At 66.0% G+C, this 12215-nt stretch carries 14 protein-coding genes and 1 tRNA gene; 4 read left to right on the top strand and 11 right to left on the bottom strand.

Features of this window, described 5'->3' with window-relative positions; translation table 11 throughout:
- The first annotated feature begins 401 nt into the window (after positions 1-401).
- From ACFOMP_RS19585 to ACFOMP_RS19575, 3 genes are read left to right on the top strand one after another with little or no spacing between them, the layout of a single operon-like run.
- Positions 402-644: a helix-turn-helix domain-containing protein gene (locus ACFOMP_RS19585; protein ID WP_379033695.1), complete on the top strand. Its 243-nt coding sequence runs from the start codon at positions 402-404 to the stop codon at positions 642-644.
- A 49-nt stretch (positions 645-693) separates the two neighbouring features.
- Positions 694-852, top strand: coding sequence for a hypothetical protein (locus ACFOMP_RS19580; RefSeq protein WP_379033692.1), 159 nt, complete (start codon positions 694-696; stop codon positions 850-852).
- The gene (locus ACFOMP_RS19575) at positions 849-1349 is read left to right on the top strand and encodes a hypothetical protein (protein ID WP_379033689.1); all 501 of its coding nucleotides are present in this window, start codon (positions 849-851) and stop codon (positions 1347-1349) included. Before ACFOMP_RS19580 ends, ACFOMP_RS19575 begins: the two co-directional genes overlap by 4 nt.
- On the opposite strand, the gene ACFOMP_RS19570 is transcribed toward ACFOMP_RS19575, so the two are convergent.
- On the bottom strand, positions 1268-2023 hold the full coding sequence (locus tag ACFOMP_RS19570) for a hypothetical protein (protein WP_379033686.1): 756 nt from the start codon (positions 2021-2023) through the stop codon (positions 1268-1270). The two genes, ACFOMP_RS19575 and ACFOMP_RS19570, sit on opposite strands and share 82 nt — an antisense overlap.
- Positions 2024-2357: 334 nt before the next feature.
- Between ACFOMP_RS19570 and ACFOMP_RS19565 the strand changes: the two genes are divergently transcribed.
- Positions 2358-2447: transfer RNA gene (locus ACFOMP_RS19565), tRNA-Ser, on the top strand.
- Between the two features lie 266 nt (positions 2448-2713).
- Here the strand turns inward: ACFOMP_RS19565 and ACFOMP_RS19560 are convergent.
- From ACFOMP_RS19560 to ACFOMP_RS19515, 10 genes are all read right to left on the bottom strand, one after another.
- Positions 2714-3088 (bottom strand): M48 family metallopeptidase, encoded by a 375-nt coding sequence (locus tag ACFOMP_RS19560; protein WP_379033683.1) that lies wholly within the window; start codon positions 3086-3088, stop codon positions 2714-2716.
- Positions 3089-3281: 193 nt separating this feature from the next.
- On the bottom strand, positions 3282-3704 hold the full coding sequence (locus ACFOMP_RS19555) for a DUF2846 domain-containing protein (RefSeq protein WP_289894433.1): 423 nt from the start codon (positions 3702-3704) through the stop codon (positions 3282-3284).
- A gap of 218 nt (positions 3705-3922) precedes the next feature.
- Positions 3923-4981 (bottom strand): type I restriction endonuclease, encoded by a 1059-nt coding sequence (locus ACFOMP_RS19550; protein WP_379033680.1) that lies wholly within the window; start codon positions 4979-4981, stop codon positions 3923-3925.
- Between the two features lie 515 nt (positions 4982-5496).
- Positions 5497-5982: a DUF411 domain-containing protein gene (locus tag ACFOMP_RS19545; protein ID WP_379033677.1), complete on the bottom strand. Its 486-nt coding sequence runs from the start codon at positions 5980-5982 to the stop codon at positions 5497-5499.
- A gap of 149 nt (positions 5983-6131) precedes the next feature.
- Positions 6132-6527, bottom strand: a complete 396-nt coding sequence (locus tag ACFOMP_RS19540; RefSeq protein WP_289894430.1) for a hypothetical protein — start codon at positions 6525-6527, stop codon at positions 6132-6134.
- 95 nt (positions 6528-6622) lie between these two features.
- A complete protein-coding gene (locus ACFOMP_RS19535) occupies positions 6623-8644 on the bottom strand; it encodes an ASKHA domain-containing protein (RefSeq protein ID WP_379033674.1) in 2022 nt (673 codons plus the stop codon).
- Positions 8645-8648: 4 nt separating this feature from the next.
- A complete protein-coding gene (locus ACFOMP_RS19530) occupies positions 8649-9599 on the bottom strand; it encodes a methyltetrahydrofolate cobalamin methyltransferase (RefSeq protein ID WP_379033671.1) in 951 nt (316 codons plus the stop codon).
- Entirely contained in the window at positions 9596-10753 is a 1158-nt protein-coding gene (locus ACFOMP_RS19525; protein WP_289894427.1) for a methylenetetrahydrofolate reductase, read from the bottom strand. Before ACFOMP_RS19525 ends, ACFOMP_RS19530 begins: the two co-directional genes overlap by 4 nt.
- Positions 10750-11340, bottom strand: coding sequence for a methylenetetrahydrofolate reductase C-terminal domain-containing protein (locus ACFOMP_RS19520; protein ID WP_379033668.1), 591 nt, complete (start codon positions 11338-11340; stop codon positions 10750-10752). The genes ACFOMP_RS19525 and ACFOMP_RS19520 overlap by 4 nt, the downstream gene beginning before the upstream one ends.
- Before the next feature lie 98 nt (positions 11341-11438).
- Positions 11439-12050 (bottom strand): DUF1638 domain-containing protein, encoded by a 612-nt coding sequence (locus ACFOMP_RS19515; protein WP_289894425.1) that lies wholly within the window; start codon positions 12048-12050, stop codon positions 11439-11441.
- Positions 12051-12215 lie beyond the last annotated feature (165 nt).

Genomic DNA, 12215 nt, shown 5'->3' with positions numbered 1-12215 from the left:
CATCGGCTTGGCAGCAGGCCGGGCCGTTTTTCTTGCAAGGATCTCGGTCAGGCGAGCATCGCGGCTTTTTCTCACCAGCCGATCAATAATAATCTGAGCGGCGAGCGCAGACGCTTTGGCAGCCTCGAGAGCGGTTACTTCTTCTTCAGACAACCCAATCATCCCAATCTCCGGAATGTATGATGGCTAGGCAGTAAGGTCTCGATCGCCCTATATGCAGGGGATATCGGTGAAGTTAGCACCAAATAAGCCGAGCGTCGTGGTAAATTCTCAGTTTGGCCGGATGTATTGCCAGTCAAACTCTGCAAAAATGAGAGCCAACGCAGAAGTTGTTGCATAGACGGCGATTTTCCGAATCTCTGATTCGCAGCGCAACTCTGCAGACCAAGGACTTACATCCCATGAAGGTCGATCTCGAGGGCCATGAAATCCTGAAATGCCGGCTTCGGCTGGTGGGATCATCCATGGCAAAGATCGCCCGGTCGCTCGGCATCTCGCAAAGCAGCGTGACCGTGGTCAGCCAAGGCTACCGCCGGTCGCATCGTGTGCAGCGCGAAATCGCCGACCAGCTTGGGACCACGCCGCAGCAGCTCTTTCCCGATCGTTACGAGGCAGAGGAGGGCATGAATACCGGACATAGCTGACATAGGGATATGAAAAAGGGACCCCTGCTGGAACAGGCGCCCCTCTTGGATGTCGATTGTACCCGACACCTCATTCATCCCCCGAGTCGAACAAAAAGTCAACCTGCCGGTCGCGGTGACCGGCAGGGCTGTTCAGCACATCCAAAAAGGGGGAGATCGTGCCGTCATCGCCGATGAGTCGGTGGCGGACGCGCTCCGAACATCATGAATAAGAACCTGATCTATCGCGGGCCGGAACCGAGCCACGCGACCCGCACGATATCGCGCCGATCCCGGGCAAGTCTTCGGGGCGCAATGGTTGCCAAGCTGCCGGGCTTCAACACGCCGCGCATCCTGCAATTCGAAAGCGCGCTGGAATATGCCTTCCTGTGCCTGACCTTGGTGCGTGACGATATCCAGCACATCTGGGACCAGCCGCCCGTCGTGCATTATGTTGGTCGTGATGGCCGCCCGGCCAAGCATATCTTTGATTTCCTTGTGACAATGACGGGCGGCGAACGCATCGCTGTGGCCGTAAAGCCGATGCAACGGGTCATCGCGCGGAACTTCCTTTCCGAACTGGAGAGGGTCGCCGCCGCGACACCGAAGCAGTTTGCCGACCGGGTGATGCTGGTCACCGATCGTCATCTTGACCGCGTGGCCGCCGCAGCGGCCGCACGCAAGCTGGCCCGGACCCGCCCGGCGTTGACGGAGGTGGCGGCATGACGATCCGGTTTCGCTTCTCCAAATCCGATCTGATCACCACAGCGGGCGTTGCGATGCGCCCGCTGGAAATCGACGACAAGGGCGGGCTGTTCGAGCGCCTCGGACAACCCGGAATCACCGAACGTCATTCGCATGAAGAACTGACTGCCCTGCTGCGCCGCCCGGATACGACCTACATCGCCGGCTATTTCGATCGCACAACCCAGGACATTCGCGGCCGCAAACCCGTCGATGTCATCAACGAGTTGCGTGAGGTGGTTCGGCGCCTGGTGGTCTGGCGCAGGGCCTTTTGCGATGCGTTTCTGCATCTGGAAGCGCTCGGCTTCATCAACCGCACGCACGAAGGATACCTGAAGGAAAAGGAGAGGTTGGCTGCCGAAATCCACCGCCGCGTCGGGGAGGGGGCCGCCAGTGACAGGGTCGTCCGACCCGGGGCGGACATCATCACCCGTAAGCTTCCCGGCAGCCGCACTGCTTTCGAATGGGTGCGGTGCTATGAACGGGCTGGGTATTCTGCGGCGGCGCTGATCCCGGAAACCCATCGCTGCGGCAATCGCGCACCGCGTTGGAGCCATCGGTCCGAAGCCCTGATGAATCAGGTCATCGAACTCTATGCCGATACGCAGCGCCCCAGCAAATCCCAAGCGGTTGCCGACACGCTGGAACTCTTCCACCAGGAAAATCGACGCAGGGTTGACGCGGGCCTGCCCGAGCTGGTGGTGCCGTCGCGGCAAAGCGTCAGGCGCCGTCTGGCCAGACGGCGGCATAAAGTGGAACCCCGACAGCCAGCCACCCCCGCTCAACTATGGACAGGAACGCGCTCGGCTGCGGAATCCGGTGCTGCCATGCGAACATCACCAGAACGTCCTGCACGGATCATGCGCGAGAATCACGTGCAGCCCGCGGGAAGTTTCGGGAAAACCGGTGAAAATCGCCTTGCCCTCTCAAATCCGTCATCCCGTCGAAAAGCCCTTGTTTCCTTGGCGCTTGATCCATATACGGGGCGACGGAGACGTGGCCGAGTGGTCGAAGGCACACCCCTGCTAAGGGTGCAGACGGGGAACCGTCTCGAGGGTTCGAATCCCTTCGTCTCCGCCACTTGCCCCCGCGAAAGCGTTCTCCCGATCCGGCTGCGGCCGGATTTTTCCGTTGTTTTCGAGGGTTATGCGGGAGGGGCTGAGCACTGGCCCTGCTGCCAGGAGGCCAGGAAGCGGTCTCTACAGGGCGATATTCTCTGGACCTGATGACTGCGCCCGTTTGGTGAATTTCTTATAAGCCCCTGTAGATCTTGGCGAAATCCAAGCCATTGAAATTGCTTGGATTGGAGTCGCGTTTGGGGCTGCCGCGACCGGGTTCGGAAGTTCTTAGGCCATGGCCCGTTCCAGTCTCTGCTTCCGGCGCTCCCAGTCGGGCATCACCTTGTCGAGGAGATCGAAGAAGGCTGCCCTGTGATGGGGTTCGGCCACGTGGCAGAGTTCGTGGGTGATCACATAGTCGATGGCATCGACCGGCGCCTGCACGAGGCGGCGGTTTAGTAGCAGACGTCCGGCCGGTGACATGGACCCCCATCGCTGCCGGGCCTGACGTACGATGAGCCCCTTCGGCCTGAATGCCTCGGGATCCGGGAACAGACCGAGACAGAGTTCGATCCGTTCCGGAAACTTGATGTGGGCCCGATCCCGGTACCAGGCGTCGACCAGTTCGCGCGTTACTTCCGGCCTGGTCGGCCGATGAGTCAAGGCGGATGGTTGAGGTGGAGTTTGGCGCGTTCGGCCACGAACCTCGCGGAGACCCGATGGTCAAGGCGTACATGGGCCTGCCCGAGCTTGCCACGGCCGAGGCTTGCTCGAGAACTGAACCGGCACCGTGCCTTCCAAAGACCCGGGGCCCGGCCCATGAAACAGAAACGCCCCCGAGAGGGGGCGTTTCGCATCAATACCGGCCTGTAAACGCCAGTTCGGCGCTTTCCGATTTTCCGGTGGCAGGAGGGACAACTTCAAGCGTCGGGCGTCCGACGAGGACGCCGAAGCCGATGCCGCAACGAACATAGGTGGTTTGGCCGGCTTCGACATGCGCGAGCGCCTGCTTGGTGGTCTCGGTGGTCGCTTCGATGGTGTGATTGCCGGGCGCGAGATCGACCGAGAAAGCGCCACGCGGCGCACATTTGCCTTTCGGCACGCCGTTGAAACTCACCGTGGGCTGGAACGCCGCGCCGAAGACCCCTTGACGGTAAAGGATCACGCGGCCCTTGCCAGCGGGGATCGGCGCTGCGGCTTCCTTTGATTCCTGCATCGGGGTTCCGCTGGCGCAGGCCGAAAGCAGGGCAACTGCGGCGAGAGCGGCTAGTTTTCTCATGGCGGTATCCATCTGGGTCAAATGCGGAACGAACTGCTAACAATTCGGGCATAATCTCCCATCACTGATTTGTGAAGGCGGAAAGTTGCCGATGAGAGGGCGCGGTTGCGCAGGACAATCTGTTGACCGAGGCAACACGCGGCGAACGGGAAGCCGCTCGGGCCGGGCTGGCCCGTCCGAAAGGGGCGCTGATAGGGGCAGGCCTTGACGGCGCGGGGCTAGGCGTAAGCCTGTATTGCGGCCTCGATCGCTTCGACGTGCTGGTATAGATCGGACGGTGCTGTCACGCGGACCTTGGTTTCGTTCTTCTCCCCGTCGAATACGCCCAGGTTTTTGGTCGTAGCGGAGTTGAAGTACAGACGGCAGATCGGCTTTCGGTTGTTGTCGTCCATCAGGATGGCGCAGTAGCTTTTGGCATCGCGCAGCGTGACCCGCTCGATCGGAACATGTTTCGCCGCTATCGCGCGGACAATCATGAAACCTTCGCGCTCTTCGTCGGTCGTTATGATCTCGCTGTCGATCTCGGCGGTATCGTTGGCCGGCTGGAGCTGCGGAGCGGATTCCGGTCGGAGGGTGATGCTGAGCTTGTCCTGGATTCGGTCCCGAATGATTTCGTCCAAGGCAGATTGGATTGCGGGGCGAAGGATTTCCGCGACTCCCTTGGTGATCGATCCGTCGTAGATCTGGCGACCAACGAGGCGGACGAAGTCGTCATCGGGTTCGTCCAGCTGCTTCTTCAAATAGGCTGCGGCCTGCTGGGTATATTTGAGGTTGGATGCGGCCTCGATGATGGACTCGATCGCGAACCGGCCTTTTTGGAAGCGGGCAAGTTCGTCAAGCTGCGCCTTGTCGTGTTTCTGGAAATCGAACGTGAAGAACGGCTTCTTGTCCATCTTGTTCGGCTCGTCGGTGTCAGAGAAGAACCATGCCTCCTTGCCATTGGTGAGGATGGCAAGGCGAGCCTCGGTTACCGTGAAGTAACGGAACAACTGACTGAACTGGGTATCCCCAAGGCGAGAACTGATAGGCTTCGCTTCGATCAGCATCGCGAACTTGCCGTCGATCTTGACCGCAAAATCGACCTTCTCGCCTTTCTTCACGCCGACGTCGGCAATGAATTCCGGCGTTACTTCGTCAAGATTGAAAACGTCAAAACCAAGGGCCTGGATGAAAGGCAGGACCACCGAGGTTTTGGTGGCTTCTTCGGTGAGGGCCTGTCGCTCGGCGGTCTTGGACCGGGCGGCAAGGGCCTCGATGCGTTCTGCGAAACTGGACACTGATCCCTCCGATGACGCTGTTTGCTCAACCGTAAGCGGATTATTGCCGATTCGACTAGTGGTCAGACTCGCCTGCGCGGCCTGTCGATCGGTGAACCCGAAGTGCCTGGCGGTCTTGCGGCTCTTGTGGTGGCGGTGGGTGGTCGCAGCGCTTGATGAAGACCGCCACCGCTCGCACCAGTGCCCCGGGCAGGTGGTCGTGCTCCCCGAGGCGGCGGCGCCTCGGGGTCCGGTGCCAGCGTTCGCTCCTGCCCCGGGCGTAAGGCGGCCGGGGGGCGGCGCGAAGATATGCTCTCGTCGGCAAGCCAATCGGTCGGTTTCCCGGAGAGGTCGCCCGGCCGCCGGGGCGGTGGGCGACCGAGGTCCGATCACGGCCCGGGACGACCAAGGCATCCAGGGCGGCGGTCACGACCGAGCCTTTGTGGCGGCGCGATCGGCCACCTGCTTCACGGATCTCAGCTGTTGGCGCTGTCCCCGATCGTGGGCAGGACGAGCGGTCGTGGTGCCGCTCTGGTTCAGATTTCGCGCGGGCCGAGGAAGCGTCCGAAGCTTCGGGTGGTGGGGCCGAACAGGAACGCCTCGTATTGCTCGGGGTCGATACCCGGAAAATCCATCCCCGGCGAGCCGGCCGGCATGCCGGGAACGGCCAGCCCGGTTGCCTCGGGTCGTTCCGCCAGAAGGCGACGGATCGCGACAGCCGGCACATGGCCCTCGATCACATAGCCTTGCACCTCGGCGGTGTGGCAGGACGCCAGATCGGCCGGCACACCCAGACGCCGCTTCACGCCGTCCATGTCCGCGGAATCGCTTACCCGGACCGGGAAGCCCGCCGCCTCGATATGCGCGGCCCAGCCGCTGCAGCAGTCGCAGGACGGATCCTTTGTCACGCTTACCAAAGGCAGCGCCTCGGCCCGCACGCCGGCAGGCATCGACATCAGCAGGGGCAATGCGGCGGCCGCGGCCAGAACGGCGCGCCGGCTGGTGACTTGATCATTTTTCATGGTCGAACCTCATGTCGTGGATTGGAGTTGTAGCGCGCCGCGGCGACGGTTGCGTCGGTCCCGGAAAGGGCAACCATGGTCATCTCCTCGGGACATGCCGTCCCGTTCATCAAAGCCGACGAAACGCCGCGGGCCTCGCCCGGGCGCGATCAGAGAAGACGGGGTTTGGGAGGTCGCTCGTTCAGTCCGGGTGCGCGGCTGACATGGGTTTCCTCGACCGGGAAGACCCGACGCGTGGGTTCCCATGCGTGATCGGCCGCGCCTGTGCGCGAGGTGATGATCGCCGCAAGGCCGGCGCAGACGAGCTCACAGATTTCCGCATCGCCTGAGCCGCAATGGCCATCCGCTTTACAGTCCGGATTCGCACCGTCGGAGGCGTGCATCATCCCGGTGGCATGCGTCGCAGGGGCGGGGTCCAGCGCGACCATGCGCGCGGCATGCGCCGACGCCACCGTCGTCACCACGGTGATCGCGATAATGAACAGCAAGCTCACGAGGCGGGCGGTCATGGGTTCAAAATAGGGGCTGACGATAAGGATGTCCATTGTCGGAGACGGCGGCTTGCCACTGGACGGACTTCACCTTTGCCTGAGGCCGGTGCGTTCCTGCCGCGCAGGCGCAAACCGGCCCCCGCCAAGCCTTATCTTCGCCGCCGCCGTGCCGCGTTGCCGGACACGGCATCGCGGCGCGGCAGGGCCACCTCCTCCGCCAGATGCGGGAAAGGGTCGGTCCGGTGCGGCAGGGCCATCGCATCCACGAAAAGCTGCTGGAAATGCGGCTCCAGCGCGGTCTCGATCTTCTCGATGCGCTGCACGGTGGTCTCGATCTCGCGTCGGTGGTCGCGGTTCAGAAGCGCCATCATCGCGCCGGTGCCGGCGGCGTTGCCGACGGCCCGGACCTCGGACAGGGCGCAATCGGGGATCAGCCCCAGAACCATGGCATATTTCGGGTCGATCAGGGATCCGAAGGCGCCGGCCAGACGGATGCAGTCCACCGCCGCCACCCCCTGCTTTTCCATCAGCAGCCGGATACCGGCATAAAGCGCCGCCTTGGCCAGCTGGACCGCCCGCAGGTCGTTCTGGGTGATGGCGATGCGCGGGCTGCCCTCGTGCAGCAGATACGAGAAGGTGCGGCCATTGGCGGCGATGCGCGGGTTGCGGGCGGCCAGGCTGCCGTCGATCACCCCCTCGGCCGAGACGATGCCCGAGAGATACATCTCGGCCACCACCTCGATGATTGCCGAGCCGCAAAGGCCGGTGATCCCCAGCCGGGCCGCGTCCGCGGCAAAGCCCGGCTCGTCGGACCAGCGATCCGAGCCGATGATGCGAAACCGCGGCTCCAGCGTCTCGGGGTCGATGCGGACCCGCTCGATGGCGCCCGGCGCGGCGCGCTGGCCCGAGGAAATCTCGGCGCCCTCAAAGGCCGGCCCGGTGGGGGAGGAGGCGGCGACCACCCGCCCGGCATGGCCCAGCACGATCTCGGCATTGGTGCCGATGTCCACCAGCAGCATCATCCGGTCCTGGCGGTGCGGCCCTTCGGCCAGCGTGGCGCCGGCGGCATCGGCACCGACATGGCCGGCGACGCAGGGCAGCAGATAGGCGCGCGCGCCCGGATTGGCGGCAAGGCCCAGCTCGGCCGTCGTGGTGTGGACCGCGCCCGAGACCGCCAGCGCAAAGGGCGCCTGGCCCAACTCGGTCGGGTCGATGCCCAGGAACAGGTGATGCATGATCGGGTTGGCGACGAAGACCGCGTCCAGGATGTCCTGGGGCGCCACGCCGCTTTCGGCGCAGACCCTGCCGATCAACCCGTTCACCGCCTCGCGCACCGCCGCGGTCATCGCCTCGCGCCCGTCCGGGTTCATCATCACATAGGACACCCGGCTCATCAGGTCTTCGCCGAAGCGGATCTGCGGGTTCGGGGCGCCGGCCGAGGCGACCACGCGGCCCGACAGCAGCGAGACCAGGTGCAGGGCGATGGTGGTCGAACCGATGTCGCAGGCGATGCCGTAGGCGGCATTGTGCAGCCCCGGCCAGAGCGCCAGGATTTCAGGGCGGCCGCCGTCCTCGTCTTGGTGGATGGCGGCGGTGACGCCCCACGCCCCCTGGCGCAGCAGCTTCTGCACCTGCGGCAGCAGGCGCAGCGGCACCGCCGGGTCGGGGATGTGCCAATCCCGCGCCAGCATCGCCTTCAGCCGGTCCAGATCGCCCAGCGGCCTTGCCATGTCGGGTGGCTCGACCTCGACATAGCAAAGCCGCACCGCAGGGCTGCGTTCGATGACGCGATCGCCTGCCGCCTTGCGCACCACCTGCGCGTTGATCACCGTGTCCTGCGGCACGTCCACCACCAGGTCGCCCTGGATGGTGGCCGAACAGGACAGCCGGCGGCCCTCGGGCAGGCCGCGCAGCCGGTCATAGCGTTCCTCGCGGTCGCTGCGGGCCGAGATATGGTCGCAGGAGGAGAGGATGCCGAACTTGGCGAAATGCCCCTGCTGCAGGTCGACCTGACATCGCCCGCAGGTGGCGCGGCCGCCGCAGACGCTTTCGACATGGACGCCAAGGCTGCGGGCGGCCTCGAGCAGGTTGGTGCCGACCGGGAAGCGCCCGCGCTTGCCCGAGGGCATGAACAGGACCAGCGGATCCTTCGGGCTGGAAGCGGTGGTCATGCGTTCAGGCCGACGCCCCCAGCCGTGCCGCCCGGCCGCCGCGGCGGCGGGTGTTCGCGTCGGGCTGCGGGGCGAGCGGGGTGGCCTGGGTGCCGTGGCGGAAGTCCTTGTAGTTGCGGATCCATGCGGCGCAGTCGCGGTCGTTGCCGGCGAGCACATCGGCGGCGCGCACCGCCTCCATTTCCTGCGGGCGGCAGGGGTTCATGATGGCGCTGGTCATGCCGGCGCCGATCACCATGGGGATGAAGCCGGCATTGATGCCGTGCCGGTGCGGCAGGCCGAAAGAGATGTTGGACAGCCCGCAGGTGGTGTTCACCTTCAACTCGTCGCGCAGCCGCCGCAAGAGCGCGAAGACCTGCCGCCCGGCATCCCCCAGCGCGCCGATCGGCATCACCAGCGGATCGACCACCACGTCCTCGGGCCGGATGCCGTGGTCCATGGCGCGCTCGACGATCTTCCTGGCGACCTCGAAACGCACGTCGGGGTCCATGGAGATCCCGGTCTCGTCGTTCGAGATGGCGACCACCGGCACATCGTATTTCCGGGCCAGCGGCAGGATCGCCTCCAGCTTGTCCTCCTCGCCGGTGACCGAGTTGATCAGCGGCCGGCCGCGCGCGACCTTCAGCCCGGCCTCGATGGCGGCGGTGACCGAGGAATCGATGGCCAGCGGGATGTCGACCAGATCCTGCACGATCTGCAGCACCTGCACCATCAACCCCGGCTCGGTGGCGTTGGGATCGACGGCGGTGACGCCGGCGTTGATGTCGAGCATAGTGGCGCCGGCCGCCACCTGCTCCAGCGCGTCGCGGCGCACGGTGTCGAAATTGCCCTCGGCCAGCTCGGCGGCCAGCTTCCTGCGGCCGGTGGGGTTGATGCGCTCGCCGATGACGCAGAACGGCTGGTCGAAGCCGATGGCGATTTCCCGGGTCGCCGAAGCGACGATGGTGCGGGTCATGATCCGTTCTCCTGGCTGGATGCGGCTGTTTGCCGGGTCGGGGGGTGATGGGGATGGGCGGCCCGGGCGTGGTGCAGGATCTGCTGGGGCGGCTCGGCCCGGGCGTCGTGCAGGATGCGGTCAAGCCGGCCCGCGACCAGCGCGTCGTCGGGCCGCGGCTCGCGCCGCCAGGGTCTGCGGCCCCTGAGCACGCCGGATTCGTGCACGATCTCGGCGACATGTTCTTCCTGGCGATAGGCCATGACATGGATGCCGGCCACGCCCTCGATCTCCTTCACCTCGTCGATGATGTCGATGCAGATGCGCTTACCCTCGCGCTTCTGGTCGGCGGCGCCCTCCAGCCGGGCGATCACCGCCTCGGGGATATGCACGCCCGGCACATTGGCGCGCATCCAGCGCGCGGTGCGGGCCGAGCTCAGCGGCCCGACGCCGCAGAGGATGAAGCAGTCGCGATGCAGGCCCAGGTCGCGGATGCGGGCCATGTAGTCGCGGAACATCGGCACGTCGAAGCAATACTGGCTTTGCACGAATTGCGCGCCGGCGGCGATCTTCTTGGCCAGCCGCAGCGGGCGGAAATCGTGGGGCGGCGCAAAGGGATTGATCGCCGCGCCCAGGAACAGCGCCGGCGGCGTGTCCAGCTTGCGGCCCGACAGGAACCGGCGCTGGTCGCGCATGGTGCGGATCGTCTCCAGCAGCGACATGCAGTCGAGGTCGAAGACCGGCTTGGCGCCCGGCTGGTCGCCGGCCTGCACGCCGTCGCCGGTCAGGCACAGCACGTTCTGCACCCCCATGGCCGCGGCGCCCAGCACGTCGCCCTGGATGGCGATGCGGTTCCGGTCGCGGCAGGAAATCTGGTAGATCGGCGCATAGCCCATCCGCGTCAGAAGCGCGCAGATCCCGACCGAGGACATGTGGCAATTCGCGCCCGAGGCATCGACGGCATTGATGCCGTCCACCCAGCCGTCGAAGATGGCGGCGCGTTCGTAGACCGCTTCGGGATCGGCGCTGTCGGGCGGGTTCAGCTCGGTGGTGACGGCGAATTCGCCGCGGCGCAGCACCCGCTCCAGCCGGCCGCGCGAGGCATGGCCGGGCAGCGGCTCCAACGGCAGATGCGCGCCGGCGGGGTTCTCGTCCGGCTGGGGCGGACGGGTCATGCGGCATCCCTCCGGCGGGCGGCGGCTTCCCGCGCGGTGACATCGAGCCAGGACGAGCGTCCGGCCAGCCTGCGGTCCACCGGCTTCTGCACCGCCAGGATGGCGTCGCCCTGCGCCATGCGGCGCGCGCCTTCCCAGGCCTTGACCCAGGCGCAGGGCATCTCGGGCGCGACCTCGCAATGGCCGTCGGCGCGCACGCCGCCGCATGGGCCGTTGCGCAATTGCTTGGGGCAGTTCATCGGGCAGGACATGCCGGTGGCGGACAGCACGCATTGTCCGCACATCCGGCAGTCGAAAAGCAGGCCCTTGACCTGTCTTTCCACGAAGCGCACCGGCCGTTCGGCGCGGGCATAGCCAAGCGCCTGCCACAGCGGATGCAGGCGCAGGAACAGCGCGGCGAGAATGCGGTAGAGCCGTTCCAGCCCGCGGGCATGGCGCACCGACCAGAGCCAGAGCCGCCCCCGCGCCGCCGGCGCCGGGGCCGCGGCCGCGGCCGGAGCCGACGGCCTTTGCCCCGGCGCCGGGATCCTCGCGGCATCGGGTGTGGCAGCCATGCCGGTCCCGCCGCCCGGCCCGTTGATTCCCATGGTCTCCCTCCCTTTTCCGGCTTTCTGGGCGTAGCATCGCCGAAACCGTCCCGGCCGGCTTTCCGGCCTGCGACGGCGGCGGTCCTGAAAGCGACGCCTCATTCCCCGGGCCCGCCGGTGGCGCGGCGCAGCGCCGGCGCCAGATCGCCATAGCCGGTCAGGCGCTTCTCGTAGCTCAGGCCCAGCAGGGCCGCGGCCGCCCGCGCCACCTTTTCCAGCGCCGCATCCTCGGTCTGGGCCAGGTAGACGAGCTTCGCGTAATGGCCGAAAAAATCCCGCGCCAGTTCCGGGTGGCGGTCGAGCCCCAGCGGCCGCACGAAGAAGGCCTCGAACTGCCGGCAGAGGAAATCGGTCATGTAAAAGGCGGTCACATCCGCCTCCTCCAGCGCCGCAACGGCCGCCGCGCCCTGGTAGAGCGCGAAGCAATGCGGCCCCTCGAGCCGCGCCACGCCCTGCCGCTCCAGCACCTTGTCGAGCAGGCCGCCGGTGCCGCAATCGGCATAGCCGACGAAGATCTGCCGGAAGCCCAGGTCGCGGGCGCTGAGGATCGCCGCCTCGACGGCGGCGGGGATGCGGTCGGGGTGGAAATGCAACTCGGCCGGCAGGCATTTCAGCACCAGATGCGCCAGCCCCAGCTTGTCCCGGATCGCCAGGATCTCGCGCGCCAGCATGCCGCAGGCGATCACCAGCACCTGGTCCGGCGCGGCCATCGGTCCTGGGATGGTCTTCGGGGGCGGACCGGCGGGCAGGGCCGGGAAGGGCAGAGAGGCCGGCGGGGTCCGACCGGCCCTCGGCCTTGCCGCGCGCCCCCGTCCTGGTCGCCGTCCTGCGCGTTCCATGTCCTTTGCCATGTTCTGCCTCGGCTCTTGTGCGTG

This window comes from Paracoccus simplex (assembly GCF_042648325.1).
In the GTDB taxonomy this organism is placed as follows: Bacteria; Pseudomonadota; Alphaproteobacteria; order Rhodobacterales; family Rhodobacteraceae; genus Paracoccus; species Paracoccus simplex.
The sequence above is the reverse complement of the archived record's forward strand: the minus strand, read 5'-3'. Positions and strand labels throughout refer to the sequence as shown.